The 26,653-nt window shown below is 43.9% G+C and carries 18 protein-coding genes; 4 read left to right on the top strand and 14 right to left on the bottom strand.

The features are described 5' to 3' along the window. The first annotated feature begins 22 nt into the window (after nucleotides 1–22). The 4 genes from DW173_RS00285 to DW173_RS00270 all read left to right on the top strand — a co-directional run bounded on the left by DW173_RS00285 (nucleotide 23) and on the right by DW173_RS00270 (nucleotide 7,934). On the top strand, nucleotides 23–1,882 hold the full coding sequence (locus DW173_RS00285) for a right-handed parallel beta-helix repeat-containing protein (protein WP_120143336.1): 1,860 nt from the start codon (nucleotides 23–25) through the stop codon (nucleotides 1,880–1,882). 152 nt (nucleotides 1,883–2,034) lie between these two features. Further along, nucleotides 2,035–4,281 carry an alpha-xylosidase gene (locus tag DW173_RS00280; protein WP_120143334.1) on the top strand — a complete coding sequence of 749 codons (2,247 nt, stop codon included), beginning with the start codon at nucleotides 2,035–2,037 and terminating at the stop codon, nucleotides 4,279–4,281. Nucleotides 4,282–4,423: 142 nt separating this feature from the next. Next, nucleotides 4,424–6,229 carry a corrinoid protein gene (locus tag DW173_RS00275; RefSeq protein ID WP_120143332.1) on the top strand — a complete coding sequence of 602 codons (1,806 nt, stop codon included), beginning with the start codon at nucleotides 4,424–4,426 and terminating at the stop codon, nucleotides 6,227–6,229. A gap of 133 nt (nucleotides 6,230–6,362) precedes the next feature. Further along, nucleotides 6,363–7,934, top strand: a complete 1,572-nt coding sequence (locus DW173_RS00270) for a sodium:solute symporter (protein WP_120143331.1) — start codon at nucleotides 6,363–6,365, stop codon at nucleotides 7,932–7,934. Between the two features lie 170 nt (nucleotides 7,935–8,104). Here the strand turns inward: DW173_RS00270 and DW173_RS00265 are convergent, their stop codons facing one another. The 14 genes from DW173_RS00265 to DW173_RS00200 all read right to left on the bottom strand — a co-directional run bounded on the left by DW173_RS00265 (nucleotide 8,105) and on the right by DW173_RS00200 (nucleotide 26,565). After that, nucleotides 8,105–8,932 carry a nucleotidyl transferase AbiEii/AbiGii toxin family protein gene (locus DW173_RS00265; RefSeq protein ID WP_120143329.1) on the bottom strand — a complete coding sequence of 276 codons (828 nt, stop codon included), beginning with the start codon at nucleotides 8,930–8,932 and terminating at the stop codon, nucleotides 8,105–8,107. Beyond that, nucleotides 8,929–9,555, bottom strand: coding sequence for a hypothetical protein (locus DW173_RS00260; protein ID WP_009041103.1), 627 nt, complete (start codon nucleotides 9,553–9,555; stop codon nucleotides 8,929–8,931). The genes DW173_RS00265 and DW173_RS00260 overlap by 4 nt, the downstream gene beginning before the upstream one ends. A gap of 170 nt (nucleotides 9,556–9,725) precedes the next feature. After that, a complete protein-coding gene (locus DW173_RS00255; protein ID WP_120143327.1) occupies nucleotides 9,726–10,403 on the bottom strand; it encodes a vitamin B12 dependent-methionine synthase activation domain-containing protein in 678 nt (225 codons plus the stop codon). Then, nucleotides 10,396–11,406: a uroporphyrinogen decarboxylase family protein gene (locus DW173_RS00250; RefSeq protein ID WP_120143326.1), complete on the bottom strand. Its 1,011-nt coding sequence runs from the start codon at nucleotides 11,404–11,406 to the stop codon at nucleotides 10,396–10,398. The genes DW173_RS00255 and DW173_RS00250 overlap by 8 nt, the downstream gene beginning before the upstream one ends. Before the next feature lie 681 nt (nucleotides 11,407–12,087). Beyond that, the gene (gene rpiB, locus DW173_RS00245) at nucleotides 12,088–12,522 is read right to left on the bottom strand and encodes a ribose 5-phosphate isomerase B (protein WP_004297448.1); all 435 of its coding nucleotides are present in this window, start codon (nucleotides 12,520–12,522) and stop codon (nucleotides 12,088–12,090) included. Beyond that, a complete protein-coding gene (locus DW173_RS00240; RefSeq protein ID WP_022199860.1) occupies nucleotides 12,522–14,531 on the bottom strand; it encodes a transketolase family protein in 2,010 nt (669 codons plus the stop codon). Before DW173_RS00240 ends, rpiB begins: the two co-directional genes overlap by 1 nt. A 142-nt stretch (nucleotides 14,532–14,673) precedes the next feature. Then, nucleotides 14,674–16,218, bottom strand: a complete 1,545-nt coding sequence (locus DW173_RS00235; protein WP_008021901.1) for an alpha-N-arabinofuranosidase — start codon at nucleotides 16,216–16,218, stop codon at nucleotides 14,674–14,676. A gap of 131 nt (nucleotides 16,219–16,349) precedes the next feature. Beyond that, on the bottom strand, nucleotides 16,350–18,752 hold the full coding sequence (locus DW173_RS00230; RefSeq protein WP_120143324.1) for a glycoside hydrolase family 127 protein: 2,403 nt from the start codon (nucleotides 18,750–18,752) through the stop codon (nucleotides 16,350–16,352). A 141-nt stretch (nucleotides 18,753–18,893) separates the two neighbouring features. Continuing rightward, the gene (locus tag DW173_RS00225) at nucleotides 18,894–20,489 is read right to left on the bottom strand and encodes a xylulokinase (protein WP_120143322.1); all 1,596 of its coding nucleotides are present in this window, start codon (nucleotides 20,487–20,489) and stop codon (nucleotides 18,894–18,896) included. Between the two features lie 106 nt (nucleotides 20,490–20,595). After that, nucleotides 20,596–22,125, bottom strand: a complete 1,530-nt coding sequence (araA, locus tag DW173_RS00220; RefSeq protein ID WP_120143320.1) for an L-arabinose isomerase — start codon at nucleotides 22,123–22,125, stop codon at nucleotides 20,596–20,598. A gap of 41 nt (nucleotides 22,126–22,166) precedes the next feature. After that, nucleotides 22,167–22,850, bottom strand: a complete 684-nt coding sequence (locus tag DW173_RS00215) for an L-ribulose-5-phosphate 4-epimerase (RefSeq protein ID WP_004309172.1) — start codon at nucleotides 22,848–22,850, stop codon at nucleotides 22,167–22,169. 5 nt (nucleotides 22,851–22,855) lie between these two features. Beyond that, complete coding sequence (locus tag DW173_RS00210; RefSeq protein WP_008770909.1) at nucleotides 22,856–23,572, bottom strand: NUDIX hydrolase; 717 nt, start codon at nucleotides 23,570–23,572, stop codon at nucleotides 22,856–22,858. A 133-nt stretch (nucleotides 23,573–23,705) separates the two neighbouring features. Then, on the bottom strand, nucleotides 23,706–25,400 hold the full coding sequence (locus tag DW173_RS00205; RefSeq protein ID WP_004314122.1) for a sodium:solute symporter: 1,695 nt from the start codon (nucleotides 25,398–25,400) through the stop codon (nucleotides 23,706–23,708). 25 nt (nucleotides 25,401–25,425) lie between these two features. After that, nucleotides 25,426–26,565 (bottom strand): aldose epimerase family protein, encoded by a 1,140-nt coding sequence (locus DW173_RS00200; RefSeq protein WP_004309169.1) that lies wholly within the window; start codon nucleotides 26,563–26,565, stop codon nucleotides 25,426–25,428. Nucleotides 26,566–26,653: the final 88 nt, after the last annotated feature.

Genomic DNA, 26,653 nt, shown 5'->3' with positions numbered 1-26,653 from the left:
AGTAGCACATTGAGGTAGTACCATGAAAAAGACTTTTACTTATCTTTCTTTTATCATTTTCTTGGGGTGGTTTCCCTCGCTTTTTGCGGGAGAAATTTATGTATCCCTGCAGGGGAATGATAAGAATCCCGGGACAAAGGAAGCCCCGTTTTATACATTAAACCGGGCGATCAAACAGGCTCGTGAATGGCGTAGACTGAATCGGCCGGAAGTAGCCGGAGGAATTTATATTCGTTTGGAAGAGGGTGTTTATGCCCAGCGCAATTCTCTGTTTCTTCGTCCGGAAGATAGTGGGACACCCGATTCTCCAACAGTGATTTGTGCAGTAGATGGTGCTCATCCTGTGATTAGTGGTGGAGTTGCTGTTACGGGGTGGAAGCGTGGATGTAATCATCCGGCAATTCCTGAAAAGCTAAAGCAGAAGATATGGTCGGCAGAGGCTCCCCTAATAGGAAATAGAAGGGTAGAAACCCGGCAAATGTGGGTGAACGGTCATAAAGTTCAAAGAGCTGCGCAATTTCCTGACGGAGGATTGGAACGAATGATTGACTTCAATCCGGAAGAGCAGACAATTACGATCCCCGTTTCTCAAAGTGTAAATTCGGAAAGACTTCAAAATGCCGGTCAACTGGAAATGATTGTCCATCAACGCTGGGCAATTGCTATTTTGCGTGTGAAAAGTATAGACGTGAAAGGCGGACAAGCTGTAGTTCGCTTCCATGAACCTGAAAGTCACTTGGAGTTTGCGCATCCCTGGCCGCAACCCGTCATCGGAGGAGAGAAAGGAAATTCTTCCTTTTGCCTGACCAATGCACTGGAATTGCTGGACCAACCCGGTGAATGGTTTCAGGAATATCCTTCCGGCACGATTTACTATTATCCGCAGGCGGACGAAAATATGGAAACAGCTGAAGTGATTATCCCTGCCTTGGAAACTTTAGTGACCATAGACGGTACATTGCCCCGTCCGGTAAAACATATACAATTTAACGGAATTACTTTTGAGCATACCTCCTGGATGCGTCCTTCTTATCAGGGACACGTCACTCTGCAAGGGGGATTTCCTTTATTGGATGCCTATAAACTACAAGAACCGGGGCTTCCGGAAAAAGCGGAACTGGAGAACCAAGCTTGGATCACCCGTCCCGAAACAGCGATACGTGTAAGAGGTGCCGAACATATTGATTTCAAGCATTGCACCTTCCGTCATTTATCGTCCACCGGACTGGATTATGAATGGGCAGTCACAGCATCGAGCGTCGAAGATTGTCAATTTACGGATATTGGAGGAACGGCTTTACTGGTCGGTGCATTCCCGGACGGAGGATTTGAGACACACGTCTCTTTTATTCCTGCTGACGCACGGGAATTATGTTCCCATATTACTATCAGAAACAATTTCATAAGTAATGTGACTAATGAAGACTGGGGATGTGTAGGTATCGGCGCTGGATATGTCAGAAACATGGATATTTCTCATAATGAAGTCTGCCATCTGAACTATTCAGGGATTTGTGTAGGCTGGGGATGGACATCGCTGGAGAGCGGAATGTGTAACAACCGGATAGAAGCAAACTATGTACATCACTTTGCCCGTCGGCTATACGATGCAGGCGGTCTGTATACTCTTTCCAACCAGCCGGGTTCCGTCATGCGAAATAATCGGATCGAATATTTAATCGAAGCCCCCTACGCTACGAATGACCGGGCTTTTTATATCTATCTGGATGAAGCTACGGACGGATATACAATGGAGAACAACTGGTGTCCTGCTGAACGTTTTGATTCGAACCGCCCCGGGAAAAAGAACGTGTGGAAGAATAACGGCCCTCAAGTGGCGGACAGTATTAAATACAAAGCCGGAAGAATAAAGCAAGATTGAAACAAATCAATGGATTAACATAGTCATCAATGTACTAGTATAGCAATCAATAAACTAGTGTAATAATCATTAGAACTAGACTAGTATGGTAATCATTCAAACTAATATGATAATTATAGTAATCAATAAACGATATTTAATCAATAAAATAGATGAAACCAACGAACTACCATTTATTTGATTTCCTTGATTTCGATACCGAGTTATTAAGGAATGAGTCGCTTTGGAAAGCATACAAGCCAACGGCTGTTTATGAAAAGGAAGGAGATATTTACGTAACAGTTCCCTTTCAGAAGCAAAAGCTGGCTAACGATATGATGGCGGATACCGATGTTCCCCAGGAGGAATATACGTTAATCATCCGTCAGTATAACATCGGCATCACCCGTCTGTTTCTTGGCTTCGGCGATTATGTACTGACAGATGAGTCGGAAATGCTGCAATTCAGTGACCGGATTCAGAAAGTACCCCTGTTTATAAAAGAACAAAAAGGAAAATGGATTCTTTCGACGGAAGACGGAACGAAGCGTGCCGTTATCAATGTGGAAGAGCCTCTATTAGACCGATGGAGCGAATTGCTTCCCGACCCTCAAGAAACGCTTGACATCACTTTATACCCTGATGGAAAGCGTGAAATCCGCTTGTCAGCCTACGACCATTTTTCGCCTCCCCGCTACGATGCGTTACCTGTTGCTTTTTGCAAACGCGATGGTCGGAAAGAACGGGCAACGCTTTCTTTTGAATGTAAGCCCGATGAATGTTTTGCCGGAACCGGAGAACGTTTCTTTAAAATGGACTTGAGCGGACAGACTTTCTTCCTGAAAAACCAGGATGGGCAAGGAGTCAATAACCGGCGTACTTATAAGAATATCCCCTTCTATCTATCCAGCCGAATGTACGGAACATTCTACCATACATGTGCTCATAGCAAGCTCTCACTGGCCGGATATTCCACCCGTTCCGTCCAGTTTCTAAGCGACCAGGCATTGTTGGATGTATTTGTAATAGGCGGTGATACGATGGAAGATATTCTTCGCGGTTATCGTGACCTGACCGGCTATCCGTCTATGCCTCCTCTTTGGAGTTTTGGCGTTTGGATGAGCCGTATGACTTATTTCAGTGCCGATGAAGTAGACGAAATATGCGACCGCATGCGTACCGAACACTATCCCTGTGATGTAATTCATCTAGATACGGGCTGGTTCCGTACCGATTGGCTCTGCGAATGGAAATTCAATGAAGAACGGTTCCCCGATCCGAAAGGATTCATCGGGCGGTTGAAAAAGAACGGCTATCGTGTCTCTTTATGGCAACTTCCATACGTTGCAGAAAATGCAGAGCAGATTGATGAAGCCAGAGCCAATGATTATATAGCCCCATTGACCAAACAACAAGCGACCGATGGTTCCAACTTCTCCGCCCTGGATTATGCCGGAACAATCGACTTTACTTATCCGAAAGCAACCGAATGGTACAAAGGACTATTGAAACAACTCCTGGATATGGGAGTAACCTGTATCAAAACCGATTTCGGTGAAAACATTCACATGGACGCCCTCTATAAAGGTATGAAGCCGGAATTGTTGAACAACCTGTATGCCCTGCTTTATCAAAAGGCCGCTTACGAAATTACGAAAGAAGTGACAGGTGACGGCATAGTCTGGGCACGTTCCGCATGGGCGGGATGCCAGCGTTATCCTTTGCATTGGGGAGGCGATTCCTGTAGTTCCTGGGATGGAATGGCAGGTTCTCTGAAAGGCGGTCTACATTTCGGCCTGTCGGGATTTGCTTTTTGGAGCCATGATGTTCCCGGCTTCCATACATTGCCCAATTTTATGAACTCGGTAGTAGCAGATGATGTGTACATGCGTTGGACCCAATTCGGCGTATTCACATCGCATATCCGTTATCACGGAACCAATAAGCGTGAACCCTGGCACTATCCGACCATAGCTCCGTTGGTGAAAAAGTGGTGGAAATTGCGTTATTCGCTCATTCCATACATCGTAGTACAAAGTAAACTAGCCATAGAAAGCGGCTATCCGCTCTTGCAGGCACTCATTCTGCATCATCCGGAAGATAAACTTTGTTGGCATATAGATGATGAATACTATTTCGGAAATGATTTCCTGGTAGCTCCGGTGATGAACAGCGAGAACCGTCGGGATATCTATCTTCCCGAAGGAAAATGGGTGAACTTCTTTACGGGAGAACGTCTGGAAGGAGCATGCTGGTTGAGAGACGTGTATGTTCCGTTGGAAGAAATGCCCGTATATGTGCGTGCAAATGCCGTGATCCCCATCTATCCGGAAGACGTGGACTGTACGGATGAAATGGATTTAAGCAAGAGCATAGCTTTACGCATAGATAATGATTATAAAGGATTTTGGAATAGATAAATAGAAATAACTCAAGTTTTGTAAGTAGCCTGAAAGGCTTACATAATATAGCGTAGAGTGATACCTTACGCTATATACCAAGAGGCTTTCAACCTAATAAATTACTTCCGAAACTTGAGTAGAATAAATAAAATGGCAGAGTATGAAAACATGGAAGAGTAATTTAGAAGAAACAAAACAACGTTATATAAATTGGTGGAACCATAAAGGAATCATTCTCAATATGTGGGAGCACTTCCAGGAAGGAGTGCAACCACATGCAGAGATAATGCCTCCCGCACCGGCAAAAGATTTGTCGCAAAAATGGTTCGACCCTCAATGGAGGGCAGAATATCTGGACTGGTACGTAGCGCACAGCAGTCTGAAAGCGGATATTCTTCCGGTTGCGAATACCCAACTGGGTCCCGGCTCACTGGCCGCCATCTTAGGCGGAGTGTTTGAAGGCGGGGAAGACACCATTTGGATTCATCCCAACCCGGATTTCACCGATGAAATAGTCTTTAACCCCGAACACCCGAACTGGATTCTTCATAAAGAACTCCTGAAAGCCTGTAAAGCGAAAGCCAACGGACACTACTTTGTCGGTATGCCCGACCTGATGGAAGGACTGGATGTTCTGGCCGCACTGAAAGGAACGGATAGGGTATTATTGGACACAGTGATGCAGCCCGAAATCTTGGAACAGCAGATGCAGCAAATCAACGACATCTACTTCAAAGTATTTGATGAACTATACGACATTATCCGTGAAGGCGACGAGATGGCTTTCTGTTATTTCTCGTCTTGGGCTCCCGGAAAGATGAGTAAACTGCAAAGTGATATTTCAACCATGATTAGTCAGGATGATTATCGCCGGTTTGTGCAACCTTTTATTCGTGAACAATGTCAGAAGATTGATTATACCCTTTATCATCTGGATGGAGTGGGAGCCATGCATCACCTGCCTGCCTTGCTTGAAATTGAAGAATTGAATGCGATTCAATGGACCCCCGGAGTGGGCGAACCACAAGGAGGATCTCCCAAATGGTACGATCTGTATAAGAAGATTCTGGCAGGAGGAAAGAGCGTGATGGCTTGCTGGGTGACATTAGACGAACTAAAACCTCTATTGGATCACATCGGTGCGGACGGTGTACATTTGGAAATGGATTTCCATAACGAAAAGGAAGTGGAACAGGCCATGCGGATTGTTGAAGAATATACCGGTTCTTCTACCTCTGTAAATACCAATGAACATCAACAGGATGCCGACATGGCAGCTACCGGACAGGAACGTATTTGTATACGGGAAGAACAACACTTGGAAGAGGATAAACTGAAACCTCTGTATGAAGCCATTGTTGCCGGGAAGCTGGAACCTGCGGTTGAAATCACCCGGCAAGCCATTGCGGAAGGAGTAGCTCCCCAAATGATTATCAATAATTATATGATTAAAGCAATGGGTGAAGTGGGACAACGTTTCCAGGATGGAAAAGCTTTTGTTCCCCAACTGTTGATGGCAGGACGTGCCATGAAAGGGGCTTTGGAACTACTGAAACCTTTATTGGCAGGAAGTGCTTCCACTACAATCGGTAAGATTGTCATCGGTACAGTGAAAGGAGATCTCCATGATATTGGTAAAAACCTGGTGGCTTCCATGCTGGAGGGGTGCGGCTTTGAAGTCATAAATATTGGTATTGATGTGACTTGTGACAAGTTTGTGGAAGCCGTGAAGGAAAACCATGCTGACATCTTGTGCATGAGCGCATTGCTGACTACTACCATGACGTATATGAAAGAGGTTATCCAGGCATTGGAAGAGGCCGGTATTCGTAATCAAGTGAAAGTGATGATTGGCGGAGCACCCGTCAGTCAGGGGTTTGCTGACGAAATCGGTGCGGACGGATATAGTGATAATGCGAATACAGCCGTAGCAGTTGCCAAAGAACTGATTGGAAATAAAAAATAGAATAAAAAGGCACGGATTACACGGATCAACACGGCTCTTAATTACATAGCCTATTAAAACCGTGAAATCCATGTAATCCTTGCCTGAAAGAAAATTAGATTTAAACTTACGTTACTTATTTAATACTTGAATTATGCATGTGAAATTCTTAGAGACATTAGATTGGAGTATTCTGATTGCCTACTTCCTTATTTTGATAGCTATTGGTATATGGGCAAGTTCTAAACGAAAAAAGGGGAGTAGTCTTTTCCTTGCGGAGAATTCGTTGAGATGGTATCATATCGGCTTTTCCATGTGGGGGACGAATGTGGGACCTTCCATGTTGATAGCTTCCGCAAGTGCCGGATTTACTACCGGTATTGTTTCGGGGAATTATGCCTGGTATGCATTTGTCTTTATATGTCTGCTTGCTTTTGTCTTTGCTCCCCGATATTTGGGTAGTCGCATTACGACATTGCCCGAATTTATGGGAAAACGTTTCGGACAATCTACCCGTAACATCCTTGCCTGGTATACCATTATTACCATTCTTATTTCATGGCTTGCATTGACTTTATTTGCCGGTGGAGTCCTGATCCGTCAAGTCTTCGATATTCCTATGTGGCAATCGGCACTGCTGTTACTTGTCATCTCCGCTTTCTTCACGATGCTTGGCGGACTGAAAGCTGTGGCCTACACGAATGTATATCAAATGATACTGTTAATTGTAGTATCAGCCACACTGGCTATCATGGGAATCTATAAAGTAGGCGGCGTAGGAGCACTGGTGGATGCCGTTCCGGCGGATTACTGGAATCTTTTCCATCCAAATGATGACCCGGCTTTTCCCTGGCTACCTATTATCCTGGGTTATCCTATTATGGGAGTTTGGTTTTGGTGTACGGATCAGTCGATGGTGCAACCGGTTCTTGCTGCCAAGAATCTCAAAGAAGGACAGATGGGAACCAACTTTACCGGATGGTTGAAAATATTAGATGTACCTCTTTATATTCTTCCCGGCATTATCTGCCTCGCTTTATTCCCACAATTGGAGAATCCCGATGAGGCTTACATGACAATGGTGACTCATCTGTTTCCGACAGGAATGGTCGGCTTGGTATTGGCTGTATTGACAGCAGCATTGGTAAGTACTGTCGGCTCTGCTTTGAATGCATTAAGCACGGTATTCACGATGGATATCTATGTGAAGAAAATCCGACCGCAGGCCAAGCAGAAAGAGATTATCAGAGTGGGACAAGTGGTTACGGTAGTCGGTGCACTGATCTCTGTGATAATAACCATAGCGATCGACAGCATCAAGGGACTGAATCTATTTAATGTTTTCCAGTCTGTACTGGGATTTATAGCTCCTCCGATGGCAGCTGTATTTCTCTTTGGCGTGTTCTGGAAACGCACCACTACTCTGGCAGCTAATATGGCTCTAACATTGGGAACAGTGTTCAGTATCGGAGTAGGAATCTTGTATTTATGGGTGTTTCCGGCAGAACAATATGATGCATGGCCTCATTTTATGCTGCTTTCCTTCTACTTATTCGTTATCATCGGAATAGGCATGATAGTAGTCAGCCTGTGGGATAAGTCTCCGCAATTGGGCATCTTGAATATGGAAAAGCTAGAGGATAAACCTGCACGAATTGTTCTTATCCTATGGGGATTACTTATTGTGACTATGATCGGGCTTTACATCTTCTTCAATGGCCACTAATTTTTATTCACCACAGAGGACGCAGAGGACACAGAGTCTTTTATTATTAGATAATAATCTCCGTGTCCTCTGCGTCCTCTGTGGTGAAACTATTTTCTGCGAAAACAATTCTCATACGTACACAGCCCGCAAGTATATTCCAGCTTACGGACATGAGAACTATTGCAATCTTAATCAAACTTTATCATATCAGCTAACTGAACGAAGTAATCATTTGACCAAATATCCAATTCTTTGGGATTTTTGACAAAAGGCAGCACGTCACTCTTTACCTGATTGATGTTTGCCGAGGATAATCTGTCTTTCAATTGGGCCACAAATGAATCTTTATCAATTTCTTTATTGTTGAATTGGCGGACACGTTCGGCTAGATGAACGAAGTCAAGAGGAACATTGTGGCGGATATACCATTCAAAGTCGTACCAGTCCCGACCTTTTACCCTGTTTTTCCAAGTACGATATACCAGTGCGTGCATTTTTCCGGCAAATAAATCCGGAAGAACAAAACAACGGGTCATAAAGGAATGTGGTTGTAAAAGCAATTTCTGCTCTGTCCGAAACTTCAAAGGAGGGTGGGTGTCAACCTCTATCTTGATTTTTATGGATTTATCTGTCTGAAAAGAGACATCATAAACATCGGTATTGTCTTTTAAAAAGGCAGATTCCACCTTTCCAAAGCTTGCCTTATCTTTCTTCTTAATATCCACCAGCCTGCCAACGATTGCAAACTCATCTATAATAGGTTGAAAATATTTTGTGAAATCAAATTTATCATCAGGAATCAAAAGAGAAAAATCCATGTCCTCACTGAAACGCTGAAGGCCATGGAAAATCCGAAGGCAAGTACCACCATAGAAGGTGGCTACACTAAAGAAACCACCATTATAAAGACCGGCAAGTATCACTTGTTGGTTTACTTCAAAAATAGCATTACGCTTCTTTTGCTCAGTAGACAAGTCGTATGCAGAAAGCATATTATCATAAATCTCATTTTTCATTTTTTCATTAATCTAAGTAGTGTTTTTATCGATTCGGCTTTTTTGCCAATCTCAATATACTTTTCAAATATGCTTGTGTTCATCTGCTTGAAATCTTCTATTTCCATCCGGATATCTTCTGCCAAATAAACTTCCGCGTCCTTCAGATAGCGAAGATTCACATTAGGGGAATTAGCTATCAAATCACATAACGCCTTTTCGGGAGTAGCTATAACAAAAGCATATCCATCCTGTTTGATACTTGACAGGCCAATAGAAAAGGTTTCTCTTGGCATATAAATATATTCGAATCTTCCTATCGGAGTATCAAAATCTCTGGAATGTTTCAGGGTCATTGATTGCGTGGTATATACTGCTTCAGGTATCAGCCCGTAATAGCGTAGAGCCGACGACAGGGAAACGTATGAGGGAGCATAAAGATGATTGGCTATCAATTCCGTAGACAATGCCTTTCCTGTTATTTCCGGGTTGCATACATATAAGCCTCTCTTGAGACGGATGATTTCTCCGTCCCTCTCAAGTAACCTGACTTTCTGATTTCCTCCTTTAAGATGCGGATAAAGTGATTCCAGCATGGGCGTCGTCACAGGTATATTGCCTAATCTTGATAATACATTGTTCATACTACAAAGGTAGTAATTTTCTGAATAATAATATATATATAATATGTTTTTCTGTTCAATTTATATCTATTTTTAGAAGGGTAAAGCAAGAAGTGTATGTAAACCAAATTTAGAATAACTTGTTTACGCCCTATTTTTCCTCTGTGTCCTCTGCGTCCTCTGTGGTGAAACTATTTTCTACGAAAACAATTCTCATACGTACACAACCCGCAAGTATATTCTAGCTTACGGACATGAGAACCCACTCCAATAATACCACTTACAGATTTGATGGGAATCATCAGGCTGGAATCTGTCAACTGAATACCACAGGGCGAAGCGACCGGAAATAAGGAGAATAGTTTTTGTTGTTCCGATACGTGCCATCCGCAATAACCGGGGCTGTATCTGTTAGTGTGCTTCCAACCTCTCTTTTCGATGAATGCAGCCAACTCCTCTTCCATGCAATCAGCAGCCTTTTCTGCAATGATGCTCCCCAATGAATCTGCTATATATGCTTTCACCATGTCGTCCTCTTGCTGAAGCAGATGTTGAAACTCCTCAAATTCAACTCCCGCAGTGGCGGTAAAAAAGGCAAAGGCTTCCGAACCCCGTAGTTGGCGGGCAATGGTTTTACCGATTGAGAGAACCGTATCTTTTACAGTCAGTGTTGCTTTTTCAGTGTCAAGCAGTCCGTCAGTGAGGAAAAAGAAAAAACGGGGACGAAGAAGGGGAGTGATACGGTCAAGTAACGTATTTATTTCTTCTATAACCATTCCATCCGGCATAGAATCTTTATATCCCATCGCCTCGTAGATATCGGACGATGGGATTTGCAGTTTCTGGTAAGTAAGTTCCTGTTCAACCATTATTGAACTCTTCCAATGCGGTATAAAATGCGTCTATATTAATAGAAGACGTATGTGGCGGAATATCACAACCACTTGACAATACGAAATTAGGATATGCACGGGTAGTCTCCAATAGTTGCAAAGTCGCTTCCTTCATAGTCTCCGGGCCTGCCATCTTGAAAAGGCTCACCGGGTCCAGATTTCCCATTGCCAGTGCATCGGCCGGAACCTCTTTCAACGCTTCCTCCATCTTGATTTTATTCCCGAAGTGGTAAGCGGCTGCACCGGTATAAACCATCGCTTGCGTGCAATTCCCTGTGTTTCCGCAATTATGAAGTACTACGGCAAAGTGATCATCCTGTACCTTCTCTATTATTTCTTTCACAAATAAAGAAGAATATTGCAGGCAATCTTCGTTGGATAACAGTCCTGCAGCAGGTTCAGCCATGACTACACCGTTCACACCAGTTGCTTTCAATGCCATGCAATAGCGGGTGATGAAGTCACTGCATTTTCTTAATAACGTATTGGCTGCATCGGGATTAATATAAATCAGCATCATGATTTCCGACATATCATACAAACGTCCGGCCAGCGAATAAGGACCGATGCAACCGGCAAAAACCGGACGGTCTGTTACATTTCTGGCTGTCAGCATATTTGCTTTAAGGTATTCAGGGATTCTTCCTTTATTCAATGCCGGAACTTCCAGCTTTTCAATAGCAGCTTCATCCGCCAGTAAACGGCCGGACACACTGGGCACCTCATTTTCCGGAAAGATAATCTCTGCCCCGAAAGCTTCCGCTTCTACCGTCAGATCCATGATAACGGTTGCTGCCGCAGCCGGATACTTGTCACAAAGAGCCTTGATAGCCTCATAATGAACCTGTCCGTTTGTCACTGCATCATGTACCGTTTTCCCGATAAACTCAATACCCGGATGTGTCATGATCGGAATTGCTATCGTTTCCTTACGTTGGATCGTTTGGCTGATCCATTCTTTCATATTCAGTTTACCCATAATTTCAGTTTTTATTATTTCGTCTTCTATAAAGACGAACCAACCGCTTTTTTGTAATCTTGGAATTCACTTAAAAATATCTGTTGGCGGAGTTAATTCATAAATGTACGGAAATGAACGCTTAACTACCCCGAAGGACTTGACAAACGCATTTTTATGTTGTATATTTGTAGACGAAACGTGCAGTAAAACTATAAATTAAAATTTGAAAATGAAAGAATATAATCCATATAAGCGTCTATATTTAGCTACGATAAAGTGCAATATTATAACAAATTCCATGGCTGATACTTGTGGAAATTAGGGCATAACTAATCCATTTAAAAGCTTAAGGCTGCAAACTCTTACGGGTTTTGTAGCCTTTTTTGTTGTATAAATTCAAATATAAACTACTGAAATGTCCTATAAGAGTTTATAATAAACTGTAGACCCGTTTCTAATAAACTATAAACGTTTTTATTATAAACTTAAAAAGAGTTTGTGTAAAAAAGATAAACTATTTTCAATGGATTGCGAAGGTGAGAATACGAGTGAATGGTTTTAGAATGTTTGAATGGTAAATATTGAATACATATTTCCTAGATGTGCGATTCAGTTATTCAGAAAAATAAAGGCAGCTATTTTATTTGAGGTTATCCCCCGAATAATAATAGCTGCCTTATTTGTTTTTATCTTCAGGCTTTATTTTACCGGAATCTTATCAATACGGTTCTGATGACGGCCGCCGTCAAATTTGGTAGAGAAGAACTCTGTCAAAATCATGTCCGCTTCTTCAGTGCTGATGAAGCGTCCCGGCATAACCAGTACATTAGCGTCATTGTGCTGACGAGCCAGGTGTGCGATTTCTGCATTCCAGCAGAGAGCAGCACGAACCCCTTGGTGCTTGTTCAGCGTCATATTGATTCCGTTTCCACTGCCACAGATAGCGATACCGGGATAACATTCTCCCGATTCCACTGCAAGAGCCAGCGGATGAGCATAATCCGGATAGTCTACGCTTGCGGTAGAGTTAGTTCCGAAATCCTTGTAAGCCCAGCCTTTTGCTTCCAGCCAGCCGCGAACATATTCTTTCAGTTCAAAACCGGCATGGTCGCATGCTAATCCGATTGTTTTCATTAGAGCATTGCTTTTACTTGGTTATATACGTTCTCGGCAGTAAATCCAAGTTTCTCATCCAACACTGTGTAAGGAGCAGAGAAACCGAAAGATTCCAATCCCCAAACTTTACCGTGGCAACCTACCAGACCTTGAAGAGTGACAGGCAGACCGGCAGTCATACCGAAAATCTTCGCATCTGCCGGAAGGATAGCTTCCTGATATTCTTTCGGTTGGTTGCGGAACAGACCTTCAGACGGAGCAGATACAATGCGTACCTTCACGCCATCTTTGCGAAGTAACTCTGTGCCGGCTACCAATGTAGCTACTTCAGAACCTGAAGCTACCAGAATAACATCCGGATTTTCGTCGGAACCTGCTACGATATAAGCACCCTTGGCTGCCTGTTCGTAATCTGTTCCTGCCGGTAAATTGGCAATATTCTGACGAGAGAAGATCAATCCTGTCGGAGTAGACATGTTTTCCATAGCAAGTTTCCAAGCGATGGTTGTTTCTTCTGCATCAGCCGGACGAAGTACCAACATGGAGTTGTGTCCCTTATGGTTTTTCAGTTTTTCCATCAGGCGGATTTGAGCTTCCTGTTCTACCGGTTCGTGAGTAGGACCGTCTTCACCTACGCGGAATGCGTCGTGTGTCCAGATGAATTTCACCGGTTGTTCCATCAAAGCAGCCATACGTACAGCAGGTTTCATGTAATCGGAGAATACGAAGAATGTACCGCAAGCAGCGATCACACCACCGTGGAGAGACATACCGATACAGATACAAGCCATTGACAATTCAGATACACCTGCCTGGAAGAATGCTCCGCTGAAATCACCTTTCTTGAAAGAATGAGTCTTTTTCAGGAAACCGTCAGTCTTGTCAGAGTTAGAAAGGTCGGCCGAAGCAACGATCATGTTTTCTACCTGTGTGGCAAGTGCGCCCAATACGGTTGCAGATGCAGCACGAGTAGCGCTACCTGCTTTCTGTTCGATAGCAGCCCAGTCCACTTTCGGAGCTTTGCCCGAGAAGAAGAGTTCCAGTTTTGCAGCCAGTTCCGGGTTTGCTTTCGCCCATGCAGCTTTCTTTGCATACTTTTCAGCAACGATCTTTTTCAGTTCTTCTGCTCTTTTTGCATACAATTCGGCTACTTCCGGGAATATAACGAACGGGTTAGTAGGATCACCACCCAGATTCTTGATTGTATTTACGTATGCGTCGCCGCCGAGAGGAGCACCGTGTGTAGCGCAGTTAGCTTCATAGCTGCTGCCGTCTGCCTTGCGTGCACCTTTACCCATTACGGTTTTACCGATAATTAGTGTCGGACGTTCTTTTTCAGCCTGTGCTTCTTTGATTGCCGCACGGATTTCGTCAGGATCATTACCGTTGATATTAAGTACGTTCCATCCCCATGCTTCATATTTCATGGCAGTATCTTCAACGGTTACGTCTTTCGTTTCTGTAGAAAGCTGAATATCGTTGGAGTCATAGAACATAATCAGGTTGTCCAATCCCAGTGCACCGGCAATACGTCCGGAACCTTGAGAGATTTCTTCCTGAATACCACCGTCAGAGATGTAAGCGTAAATGGTCTGATTCATCACCTCGTCGAAACGGGCTTTCAAGAATTTGGCAGCGATAGCAGCACCTACTGCAAAAGTATGTCCCTGTCCCAACGGACCAGAAGTATTTTCGATGCCACGCATGATGTCCACTTCAGGATGTCCCGGAGTAGGGCTTCCCCATTGACGGAATTCTTTCAGCTCGTCCAGCGTGAATTTTCCTGTCAATGCCAACGTAGAATAAAGCATCGGAGACATGTGGCCCGGGTCGAGGAAGAAGCGGTCACGTCCTTCCCAACGGGGATTTTCAGGATCGTATACTAGAAACTCAGAGAAGAGTACATTTACAAAATCAGCACCACCCATGGCGCCACCCGGGTGACCGGAATTGGCTTTCTCAACCATTGAAGCAGCAAGAATACGGATGTTATCCGCTGCACGATTCATAAGTTTGTTATCGTTCATATCATTAAAATTTAATTGATTTCTGTCAGATTGTTCGCAAAGATAACTCTTTATGTGGATTTAACAATCCAAAAGAGCTATCTTTTTTATCGACAATTTTACGGTCTTCTTGTTTGTGATACAATAAGTAATTGCTCTAAAATTACTGTAACTCTAAAGTAACAATGGACTTAGCAGGAAGTTTTACCTTCATTGTACCTTTATTGATTTTTACCTCTTTGAAAGGTGCCGGTTTTACAATATTAGGTTTTTCAAAAGAATTGTAATCGGTCAGTTTGGAAGCGGTCAGAATCTCTCCGATAGCTTTCTTGGCTTTCGTATCACCCAGATTGATGGTGATTTCCTGCGCTTCATCAGCATCTACATTGGAAAGAGAAATATGGATCACCCCATCTTTATTTTTGGAAGCTGTGGCGCTCACCATCGGTACAGTGCGGTTATCACGTACACTTATCTTTTCGCAAGTCAGGTCGATAGGAAGATAAGTGGCATCCTGGTGTACTTTATACATTTTGAAGACATAATAAGTAGGCGTCAACACCATTTCTTTGTCTTTCGTCAGAATCATCGATTGAAGTACGTTGACAATCTGTGCGATATTTGCCATCTTCAGGCGGTCTGTATATTTGTGGAATACATCAAGACTCAAAGAAGCCACGAAAGCATCACGCAATGTGTTCTGCTGATACAGATGTCCTTTGATGGTTCCCGGTTCCTCATCCCACCAGGTTCCCCATTCGTCCAGTAAGAGAGCGATTTTCTTGTCCTTGTCATATTTGTCCATGATGGCACAATGTTTCTTGAGTACATCTTCTACTTCCAGACATTTGCCCATCGTCCAGTAATAATCATCCTTGTTGAATTGAGTGGCTGATCCTTTGCTGCCACTCCATCCGGTTACGGTATAATAGTGCAGAGAAAGACCGTCCATCCGGTGTCCTACACGATTCATCAATACATCTGTCCATTTGTAATCATAGTCACTTGCGCCACTGGCAATCTTGAACAGACGGTTGCCGTCATAATTGCGGCAATAAGTAGAATAACGACGATATAAGTCTGCGTAATATTCCGGACGCATGCTGCCACCGCATCCCCAGCTTTCATTTCCTACGCCGAGATATTTCAATTTCCATGCTTTGTCGCGACCATTCTTACGGCGAAGGTTGGCCATAGGCGAGTCTCCGTCAGAAGTCATATATTCCACCCATTTAGCAAGCTCTTCCACTGTGCCGCTACCTACATTTCCACTCACGTATGGTTCGCAACCCAGCATTTCGCAAAGATTCAAAAACTCGTGCGTTCCGAAACTGTTATCTTCAATGGTACCGCCCCAGTTGTTGTTCACCATCTTCGGACGGTTCTCTTTCGGACCAATGCCGTCCATCCAGTGGTATTCATCGGCAAAGCATCCGCCCGGCCAGCGAAGAACGGGAACGGACAAGTCTTTCAGTGCATTGAATACGTCTGTGCGATATCCCTTGATATTAGGAATATCCGAGTTTTCGCCTACCCAAAGACCGCCGTAGATACATGAACCCAAGTGTTCGGCAAACTGGCCGTAAATTTCCTTCGGTATGATTTCTTTGCCTTGGTCGGCATGTACGGTTATGGTAGCACTCTTTTGTGCAGAAAGAGATACAGATGCTGCCAGAAAAGCCGTGCTGACTAATAGTTTTGCTTTCATAAATGGTATTTGTTTAATGATTATTTTTTACCACAGATTACGCAGATTATCACAGATTGATTTTATTCTGACTACTATCATGTTATAACCCATAAATAATCTGTGTTAATCCGTGTAATCTGTGGTGACTTCTATTTTAGTAAACGAACTTCATAAACGGCAGAGGTCCATTCCGTCCCGTCAGGGATAAAACGTATCGGACAACTACCCGTATTCAGTTTTTGAGGCAGAACGTATGAAAGGGTTATGAAACCGTCTTTATCCGCTTCACTGACAGTCGGATGAACAGCCAACTTTTCGTTATTCAGAAGAATAGCCACTTTATTGCGGTCATCTTTCCGTACCGTAATCAGGAGGCGGCTTGCTTCCTCTTTTACCTTCAATTGATAGCCGAACCAACCTTTGGCGCGACGGAAATGTCGGTCTTTATTCGTTCCTGTTTCTGCCTGCTCATACTGGATGCCATGGTCAGACTCCGGCTGCTGTTCACCGGGGAAGATAAGGTCAATGGTTTGATTAGCCAACTCCGTTGCTTTTCGTTCAGCTGTTGCCATCTCTTCCTGAATCGCTTTAAACTGCTCTTCGCTTGCCTGCCGGAAATAAACGGCATAACGGGAATTATGCAGGCGGAAGAACGGAACGAGTTTCAATGCTTTGCCTTGTGCAGGATAAACCTCTCCGTTATAGCTGAAAGTAATCCGGCTATTCTGTTCTTTCTGAAGAGACTTGCAGATTGAATCTGGATTTCCTATCAGCATCGGAACTTCTTGCAGAGGAATTTGTTTGCCATGAGCGATATGTCCGCCACGGCTGTCATCGGCATATAAACCGTCAAGATGTTCTGTGCCTGTGGAAGCTGCAAGAACGATCGGACCATATAAGAAAGCATAATAATCTTTCTTGTCGGGAATTTGTTCCACGCTGACTTTCATAGGCAAGTGGAAAGTAATGACATCCCCTTTTTTCCATTTGCGGGAGAGAGGAAGATATTGGTTACCTTTTGCCATAACGAACATTTTTCTTTTTCCATTGATGCTGACGCTATATCCTTTGGATTGGTTCGCCCATTCCGGAATACGTATCATTAAAGTACGTTTTTTCTTAGGGGCTTCATCTATTCGTAAAGTTACCTTGCCGTCATCGGGGAAACGGGTTTCCTGTGTCAAAATAATGCCTTGCTCTTTCCAGGTCAGTTGTGAAGGAATGAAGAGATTGACATAAAGAGTGTCTTTCCGATACGCATAGATAAATTCACCGTATTTGGTATGATTCTCCAAGCCTGAACCTACACAGCACCACATTGATGTTTCCGGTTGTGAGTACACGCGATAATGTCCCGGACGCATAGGAGTGAAGTAGACAAATCCACCTTTATCCGGCTCTTGTGACGCTAGAATATGATTGTAAAGCGCACGTTCGTAATAGTTTACGTAGTTGGGATCAGGTTCGTTTGTTTGATTCGGATTGTGAGAATTCTGATAAAGCATTTTGGTAAGACGGAGCATGTTGTAAGTATTACAGGTCTCCGGTCCTTGAACGTCGTTCAGCATGGACGTGAAGTTATCCGACGGATGGAAATGTTCGCGGACGCTATTTCCTCCGATGCAGACAGAACGGTGATTGACTACCGTGTTCCAGAAAAAACGGGCGGCATGATCCCATTCTGCAGCATGATTCCAAGTCTTGTCGTCTTGTGACACTTCGGCTATTCGCTTGTAGCCGATCACTTTCGGAATCTGTGTGTTGGCGTGCATCCCCGTCAATTTGTCTTCCTCTTTGATAAGCGGGTCTAAGATAAGCTTGTGAGAGAAACGGCGTGCCAGTTCCAGATACTTCTTGTCGCCTGTGATTTCGGCCACGTCAGCGAACGTTTCGTTTAATCCGCCATGTTCGCTACGAAGCATATCCTGCATTTGTTCGTCGCTCAAGCCGGAAGTGATATCGATCATCCAGTCTGTAAAAGCGATAAGCATTTGGCGTGCAAGGTCGCTTCCTGCATAGAGATATGCATCCCGCAATCCGGCGTAAGTCTTATGTATATTGTATAGAGGCACCCATTTGCCGTTAAGGTCGAAACCTCCGGCACGGATTTTTCCTGCTTTTATATCTTTCCAAAGTTGAAGGCTTCCCGGAGTTCCTCCGATGAATCCTGTGCCGACAGTTTGCTGTGCCCGGTTCAACTCATTCAGCATGTAGTTGAGGCGATTATAGACTGCGGTATCTCCGGTGGCGGCATACATCATAGAAAGTGCGGATAAATAATGTCCGCCGATATGTCCGTCCAATCCGGTATTTTCCCAATTGGTGTAGCTGGGGGCTTTAGGCTGTAACCCTGCTTCGCGGAGAAAAGGAGCGAGCAGACGGTCGGGGTCTAATGCAAGTATGTAATGTAAATCAGTCTGTTGAGCTTGCAGAAACGGACTATCCAATAGTTTCACATTCTGTAAAGGGAAGTAAGACACTTGTGGGGCGTTTTGAGCTTTGCCCAGTGAGGTGGACAGGACAAGTGCAAGTATGAACGAGGTGGTTTTCATGATAATAGTCTCCCCATCTCCCTCTCCAAAAGAGGAGAGGGGTGGAGATAATTAATGTTAATACTTAGTTAGAATTGACTCTTGATAAACAGCGATTTATCGGCAATCTTTGATGAATAACAATGGATTGCCGACTGTCAATTATTTAAATTTGACTGCTGCCTCTTCGATAGGCAATCCTGCCTTATAGTTTTCGATGTATGTATTGAAGCCGGCTACATCTTCGGGTGTAGGTGATACCTCGATACCCGCGTCACCGACAAATACACTGTCATCCAGAAAATCGGCAAGAGATTGTTTCTTTTCATTGTTCACGAGGTAAGAACCTAACAGGGCAATACCCCAGGCACCACCTTCGCCGGCTGTTTCCATCACAGAAATAGGCGAGTTGATAGCTGCAGCAAGTATTCTTTGACCTACTCCTTTGGTTCTGAATAATCCTCCGTGACCAGTAATTCTGTCCACTTTGATTTTTTCTTCGTTGAACAGGATATCGTTGCCAATCTTGAGTACTCCTACTGAAGCATACAAGTGAGTACGCATAAAGTTTGCCAGGTTGAACTTGTCATTTGCCGAGCGTACAAACAACGGTCTTCCATCAGCAAATCCTGTTACGGGCTCGCCTGAAATATAATTGTATGAAAGCAAACCTCCGCAATCGGTATCACCGGTGAGCGCAATATTGTAAAGTTTGCTATAGATTTCATCCATATCTACAGGTATGCCCAGAAGTTCCTGATATTCCTTGAACAGGTTGACCCATGCGTTGAGATCAGAAGTACAGTTGTTGCAATGCACCATGGCTACCAGACTTCCGTCAGGAGTGGTCACCATGTCAATCATTTCGTATGGCTTCGACAAATCTTTCTCCAATACAATCATAGAGAATGAAGAAGTACCTGCCGATACATTTCCGGTGCGTTGTTTGACTGCATTGGTTGCCACCATTCCGGTACCTGCATCTCCTTCCGGCGGACAAACCGGTATTCCTGCCTTCAAATGACCCGATGCATCGAGCTTTTTACTTCCTTCCGGAGTGAGGACGCCGGCATTTTCACCTGCCGACAATACTTTAGGCAAAATATCCTCCAGTTTCCAGCTATATTCTTTCGGAGCAATCAGTTTATCGAACTTAGCCACCATTTCAGCCGAATAGTTGTGGGTTGTCGGATCGATAGGGAGCATACCCGATGCGTCACCGATACCCAATACCTTTTCGCCAGTTATCTGCCAATGCACATAACCTGCCAGAGTAGTCAGGAAATCAATGTCATTCACATGCGCTTCATTGTCCAGGATAGCCTGGTACAAATGAGAAATGCTCCATCGTAGCGGAATGTTGTAGACAAACAGTTCTGATAAGGCTGCTGCTGCCCGACCTGTATTCGTATTTCTCCAGGTGCGGAAAGGTACGAGGATTTCTTCTTTTTTGTTGAACGGCATATAACCATGCATCATGGCGCTGACACCGATAGCAGCCAGCGTCTCAATCTCTATGCCATATAAGTTCTTTACGTTAGCGCGAAGGTCAGCATAGCAATCTTGCAGTCCCGACCAGATAGCTTCAATATTATAAGTCCAAAGTCCGTCAACTAACTGGTTTTCCCAAGTGTGGCTACCTTGAGCAATCGGCTTGTTTTCCTGGTCAATCAAAACTGCTTTAATTCGTGTTGACCCCAGTTCTATACCAAGAATGGCTTTGCCTGCTTCGATGGTTGATTTTGCATCTAATTTCATGTTGAAATCAATATTTTAAGGTATAACGATAATGATAGAAAAAATCAAGTTTCGCAGGTGCTTAATGATTGGATTAAGCTCTTGCGAAACTTGAGAGATCGGCTTTTTAGCAAAGCGCTTTATTCAACATGTAATAAACTTCGTTCATGCGCAGTTCTTTTTTGAAGCAGCTGATCGTAGTATCCTTGTTGATATGTACCATTTCGATACCTGCGATTTCAGCATAATCTTCCCAATATTCTGCTGTCAGGTCGTAAGAGAAGCAAGAGTGGTGAGTTCCACCAGCCAGGATCCATGCACCTGCACCTACTTCGAGGTTAGGCATCGGAATCCAGAGAGCAGAAGCAACCGGCAACTTAGGCAGCGGTTTCGGTTCGATACATTCCACATCGTTCACAATCAGGCGGAAGCGGTTACCCATATCTACTACTGTAGCAGTGCATCCTGCGCCTGTCTTTGAAGTAAATACCAATCTTGCTGTCTGGCTCTTGCGGATACCTATACCGAGGAAGTGTACTTCCAGGCGCGGTTTGTTGGCTGCGATAAGCGGGCAGATTTCCAACATGTGTGACTGCAGGATAGAGCTGTTGGCACCGTCGAAGTTCAGCGTGTAGTCTTCCAGGAATGAACAACCTCTGGGAAGTCCCTGATTCATTACCCATACTGTACGGTAAAGAGCAGCCGATTTCCAGTCACCTTCAGCACCGAATCCGTAACCTTCCGCCATCAGACGTTGTGAAGCAAGACCCGGGATCTGATCGAAACCATTGTATTCGATGTCGCCCAAATCGTCGAAGTTGGTTGTAAATCCTTTAGCGCCTTTAGCTTTCAGGATAGCACGCATGGCAAGTTCTGCTTTAGCGGCGTTCCATACTTTCTGATAAGCTTCAGTCGATTTGTCTTCCAAAGAAGCATCGTGGTCGTATTCTTTGAAGTAGGTAGCTACCAATGCATCTACATCTTCATTCTTGATTTCTTTGTGGTATTCCATCAATTCGCTTACCGGACAATAATCTACGTGGTAACCCATACGTTGTTCAGCTTCCACTTTATCACCGTCGGTTACAGCTACATTGTTCATCTGGTCGCCGAAACGGATAATCAGCATATCCTGTGAATCTGCCCAACCGGCACAAACACGCATCCAGACAGCGATCTTGTGCAAAGTGTCTTCCTCTTTCCAGTAACCTACCACTACTTTACGACGGATGCGCATACGGGTACAGATATGTCCGAATTCGCGGTCACCGTGAGCTGACTGGTTCAGGTTCATGAAGTCCATGTCCATTGTGTCCCAAGGAATTTCCTTGTTGAACTGTGTGTGCAGGTGCAACAACGGTTTCTTCAACTGTTGCAGACCATGAATCCACATCTTAGCAGGAGAGAAAGTATGCATCCAAGTGATTACGCCGACACATTTTTCATCGTTATTGGCTGCTTTGAATATAGTTTCTACTTCTTTAGAAGAGTTGGCAGTACCTTTGTATACCACCTTGACAGGAAGTTTACCGGATTCATTCAGTCCGTTTACCATTTCATTAGAGTGTGCGTCTACTGCGATTACTGCGTCACCTCCGTACAGAAGCTGTGCTCCTGTTACGAACCATACTTCATATTGATCAAATACGTTATTCATAATGTTATTGCTTTAATTTTTAATATCTGTTTTTTTAATTGTTATTGTCCATAATAAGCATTCGGACCATGCTTGCGGCTGAAATGTTTTTCTACCAGCAATGGGTTCATTGTTAAATTCGGGTTTACCGCATAAGCGATACTTGCCATTTTGGCTACCTGTTCCATTACCACAGCATTGTGTACAGCATCGTGCGCATCTTTTCCCCAAGAGAAAGGACCGTGATTCTTCACCAACACTCCCGGTGTATGTACAGGATTCAATCCTTCAAAACGTTTCACTATCACATTACCGGTTTCCAGCTCGTAAGCGCCTTTCACTTCCGCTTCCGTCATATCTGCCGTGCAGGGAATGGCATCATGGAAATAATCCGCGTGAGTCGTTCCGATGTTCGGAATGTCGCATCCCGCCTGTGCCCAGGCAGTCGCATAAGTAGAGTGAGTGTGTACCACTCCGCCAATCTCCGGAAATGCTTTGTAAAGTACTACGTGAGTAGGTGTATCCGAGGATGGCTTCAGTCGTCCTTCAACGACCTTGCCATCCAGATCCACTACTACCATATCTTCGGCTTTCATATCATCATAACTTACACCACTGGGTTTGATTACTACCAATCCACTTTCACGGTCGATAGCAGAGACATTGCCCCAGGTAAAGATGACTAATCCATGCTTTACCAATTCAAGATTGGCATGAAATACTTTTTCTTTTAGTTCTTCCAGCATAATGATTATATTTTAAATTTCGGGTCTTTGCGGTAAGCCTTGCCGTTGAACTTATACAAGGCAGCCCCCCGTTTGGAACCCAGTTTATCAATTTTATCAGTCTTTTCTATATAATCCATTTCAGCCACTCTTTTACGGAAGTTCCGTTTATCCATTGTTTCACCGTAAATGGCCTCATATAAACTTTGTAATTGGGATAATGTAAAGAGTTTCGGAAGCAGATTGAATCCGATAGGTTCTACGGATGCTTTCTGTTTCATCAGTTCCCGTGCTTTTTCTACCATTTCAGGATGGTCGAAGATAAGCGGGGGAAGTTCGTTCATATTCACCCAGTAAGCATTGTGCTTCTGAACCAGTTTTCGGTCATACTCATTGATGTTAATCAATGCATAGTAAGCCACGGAGATAACCCGTTCACCCGGATCGCGGTCGATTGCTCCGAAAGTTCCTACCTGTTCCATGTAAACGTTTTCCAGTCCGGTAAGCTCATGCAATACACGTTTGGCGGCATCATCCACACTTTCATTGTTTTGCACAAATCCTCCCATCAGTGACCATTCACCCATTGCCGGCTCGAAGTTTCTCTTCAACAATAGCAAGCTGATTTCCCCTTCGTTGAAACCAAAGATGATACAGTCGATGCCGACATAAAAGGTGGGATTCGAGCTATAATAAGCCTCCCCCCGGTTCTTTCCAAAAGAGAGGGAGTTTGAGCTTATCATTGACTCTTGTGAATTATCTTTATCCATTTAGATTGTGATTTTAGTTATAATAAACCAGTCTTTCCGTTGGCAAGACTATTTTTAGCTTCCTTCAACCTTTCCCAAAGAGAAGATTGAAGGAAGGGCTTATTTTTTACCAGAAATACCAGTAGAAAGCACCTGTAATAGCCAGGATAATTACAGTATGAATAATATCCCAGTGATTCCAGCTAGCACGTGTAGCAGCTTTTTGTTCTTTGGTAGCCGTACCGAATACCAGTCCCTGAATCTTTTCTGCAGTCGGAGCTTTGGTTGCCAGGCTGACTACGATTACTACAATAATGCAGAACAAGAACATCCATCCACAGAAGAATAACCAATTCATATCATAGAACAAATATTTGAATGTAGAATCTGCTACTTCACCTGCATTGCTATAATATACTTTTGCACCGAGGCGAGTTAAACCGATTACCATACCAGCAATCAATCCCCACATACCACCCTGGGCGGAAGTACGTTTCCAACAGATACCCAGTAAGAAAGCCGCAGCGATACCTGGTGCCAGTACGGATTGAACGTCCTGCAAATAAGTATAAAGTACATCGCCTACACTACGCATGATAGGAATCCAGAGAATACCTAAAATAACGATTACAACCGTTGCAACCTGACCGATACCTACCAGTTTCTTCTCCGGAGTTTCCGGTCTGAAACGTTTGTAGAAGTCGATAGTAAACAGCATGGCTGACGAGTTAAACAGAGATGCAAGAGAACTCATCAAGGCGGCAAGAATACCACATACTACCAAACCTTTCACACCGGCAGGAAGTAATTTGGCTACTAATGTCGGGAAAGCGGCATCAGCATTTGCTGTTCCGTTGGCCAGCATCGGCAAGAAACCTTCGCCACCGGCACCGATATATTTTTGATGTAATGCAAATGCGATCATACCAGGAATCAAGAAAAGGAATACAGGCAACAATTTCAGATAAGCACCGAAAATAGTACCACGACGAGCTTCCATTTCATTTTTACCTGAAAGTACACGTTGAACGATGAACTGGTCGGTACACCAGTACCAGAAACCGATAATAGCCGAACCGATCAAAGCGCCCAACCAAGGGAAGTTTGCATCATCATTGCTACGGATCAGGTTAGTCATTGTATCACCGTAATCATTTACGGTAACAGCCCCACAGACTCTCATCATTTCGTCCCATCCACCTAATTCTTTGAAGCCGAGTACCAGAATTATTAATGATCCTAGCAGTAGGATAGGGGTTTGAAGAACAGAAGTGTAAAGAACTGATTTCATACCACCGAAGATCGTATAAAGTGCAGTTAACACTACCAGACCGATAGCTGCAATCCAGAAGAAATCAATTCCCCAAAGCTCTTTGATACCGAATACTTGTTGGAATACAAGACCACCGGCATATACAGTCACAGCTACTTTGGTTAACACATAACTTACCAAAGAGATGACCGACAGGATGGTACGTGATTGAGGATTATAGCGGCGTTCCAGAAATTCCGGCATTGTATATACCATGCTTCGTGTGTAGAAGGGTACAAACACCCATCCCAGAATCAAGATCATCCATCCCTGAATTTCCCAGTGTGCCATAGCCATACCACTGGATGCACCGGCTCCTGCCAGTCCGATCAAGTGTTCCGAACCGATGTTGGATGCGAAAATAGAGGCACCGATCGCAAGCCATGTTGCGTCGCGTCCGCCCAAGAAATAATCTGCCGAGTCATTTTGTTTTTGTCTGACTACCCAAACAATAATACCGATCAGAGCCAGAAAAAAGACTCCGATTACTAGCCAATCTAATGCTTCCACAATAAATATGATTTATGAGTTAATATTATTTCTCTACAGAAAATTTGAAAATACATTCACTATTATAAGTTTGTCCCGGTTCCAGTACAACAGAAGGCCAGTCTGCCTTGTTAGGACTGTCAGGATAATGTTGTGTCTCCAGACACACAGAAGCACGTTGGTTGTAAACGATGCCTTTCTTTCCGGTTACGGTTCCGTCGAGGAAGTTTCCTGTGTAAACCTGTACACCCGGTTCGTTGGTATATACTTCCAGAGTAATACCGCTTTCAGGTGAGGTGAGTTTTGCAGCAACTTGCGAAAGATCTCCCTTTGTGTTGAGTACCCAGTTGTGGTCATATCCTTTTCCGTTCTTCAGTTGAACGAAATCGTAGTTGTCGATCTCTTTGCCTACAGCTTTCGGAGTGGTGAAGTCCATCGGAGTGTCTTTCACCGGAGCGATTTCGCCTGTAGTCATAAAGGTGCTGTCTACTGGGGTATAGTAGTCTGCGTTCACATACAATATATTGTCGGTTGAAGCTTTTGACGGATCACCAGCCAGGTTGAAGTAAGAGTGGTTGGTCATATTGATGATCGTCTTTTTATCGGTAGTTGCGCTATATTTGATGTCGATAGCGTTGTCTTCAGTCAGTTTGTAAGTCACTTTAGCTGTCACATTACCCGGGAAGTTTTCGTCTCCGTCCGGTGAGACAAGTGTCAGTTCCAGCGTTGTCGGATCAATCAGATTAGCTTCATAAACTTTGTATTGCCAACCTTTCGGACCTCCGTGCAGGCAGTGGCCGAAATTGTTTTGCGGCAGTTGGATCGTGTCACCGTCCAATGCGAAACGTCCTTGGTTGATACGGTTTGCATAGCGTCCGATAGAAGCACCGAAGTCGCTGGGTACATTAATATAGTCAGCAATGCTGTCAAAACCTAAAACTACATCTTGCATCTTACCGTTCTTGTCGGGTACCATGACAGACACGATACGTCCTCCGAAGTTAGTGATGCATACTTCCATGCCTGCCTTGTTCTTTAAGGTGTAAAGAGCTGTTTTGGCATTGTTCACTTCTGTTTGAAATTTTACCGGATCAAGACCGGACAAGGTCAGCTCGGAAGCCGGCTTGTTATTGCACGCAACCAGCATCAGCGCGGCAAATCCTGCAAGTAGAAAATGTTTTTTCATGGCTTTATTTTTAATGTAAATGAGATATTTATCTTATTTTGGGTGTAAAAGTAACACTTTTGTTTGGTGTATCAAATACACTCTTGTA

This window comes from Bacteroides sp. AM16-13 (assembly GCF_003602705.1).
GTDB lineage: Bacteria > Bacteroidota > Bacteroidia > Bacteroidales > Bacteroidaceae > Bacteroides > Bacteroides xylanisolvens.
The sequence above is the reverse complement of the archived record's forward strand: the minus strand, read 5'-3'. Positions and strand labels throughout refer to the sequence as shown.

Bases quoted from the DNA above. Each gene is read 5' to 3' on its own strand.
- rpiB (WP_004297448.1), bottom strand. From the start codon at position 12,522: ATGAAAACAATCGGATTAGCATGCGACCATGCCGGTTTTGAACTGAAA.
- DW173_RS00200 (WP_004309169.1), bottom strand. From the start codon at position 26,565: ATGAAAAAACATTTTCTACTTGCAGGATTTGCCGCGCTGATGCTGGTT.
- DW173_RS00210 (WP_008770909.1), bottom strand. From the start codon at position 23,572: ATGATAAGCTCAAACTCCCTCTCTTTTGGAAAGAACCGGGGGGAGGCT.
- DW173_RS00275 (WP_120143332.1), top strand. From the start codon at position 4,424: ATGAAAACATGGAAGAGTAATTTAGAAGAAACAAAACAACGTTATATA.
- DW173_RS00260 (WP_009041103.1), bottom strand. From the start codon at position 9,555: ATGAACAATGTATTATCAAGATTAGGCAATATACCTGTGACGACGCCC.
- DW173_RS00285 (WP_120143336.1), top strand. From the start codon at position 23: ATGAAAAAGACTTTTACTTATCTTTCTTTTATCATTTTCTTGGGGTGG.
- DW173_RS00225 (WP_120143322.1), bottom strand. From the start codon at position 20,489: ATGAAATTAGATGCAAAATCAACCATCGAAGCAGGCAAAGCCATTCTT.
- DW173_RS00215 (WP_004309172.1), bottom strand. From the start codon at position 22,850: ATGCTGGAAGAACTAAAAGAAAAAGTATTTCATGCCAATCTTGAATTG.
- DW173_RS00240 (WP_022199860.1), bottom strand. From the start codon at position 14,531: ATGAACGATAACAAACTTATGAATCGTGCAGCGGATAACATCCGTATT.
- DW173_RS00250 (WP_120143326.1), bottom strand. From the start codon at position 11,406: ATGGGTAAACTGAATATGAAAGAATGGATCAGCCAAACGATCCAACGT.
- araA (WP_120143320.1), bottom strand. From the start codon at position 22,125: ATGAATAACGTATTTGATCAATATGAAGTATGGTTCGTAACAGGAGCA.
- DW173_RS00235 (WP_008021901.1), bottom strand. From the start codon at position 16,218: ATGAAAGCAAAACTATTAGTCAGCACGGCTTTTCTGGCAGCATCTGTA.
- DW173_RS00265 (WP_120143329.1), bottom strand. From the start codon at position 8,932: ATGAAAAATGAGATTTATGATAATATGCTTTCTGCATACGACTTGTCT.
- DW173_RS00270 (WP_120143331.1), top strand. From the start codon at position 6,363: ATGCATGTGAAATTCTTAGAGACATTAGATTGGAGTATTCTGATTGCC.
- DW173_RS00255 (WP_120143327.1), bottom strand. From the start codon at position 10,403: ATGGTTGAACAGGAACTTACTTACCAGAAACTGCAAATCCCATCGTCC.
- DW173_RS00230 (WP_120143324.1), bottom strand. From the start codon at position 18,752: ATGAAAACCACCTCGTTCATACTTGCACTTGTCCTGTCCACCTCACTG.
- DW173_RS00280 (WP_120143334.1), top strand. From the start codon at position 2,035: ATGAAACCAACGAACTACCATTTATTTGATTTCCTTGATTTCGATACC.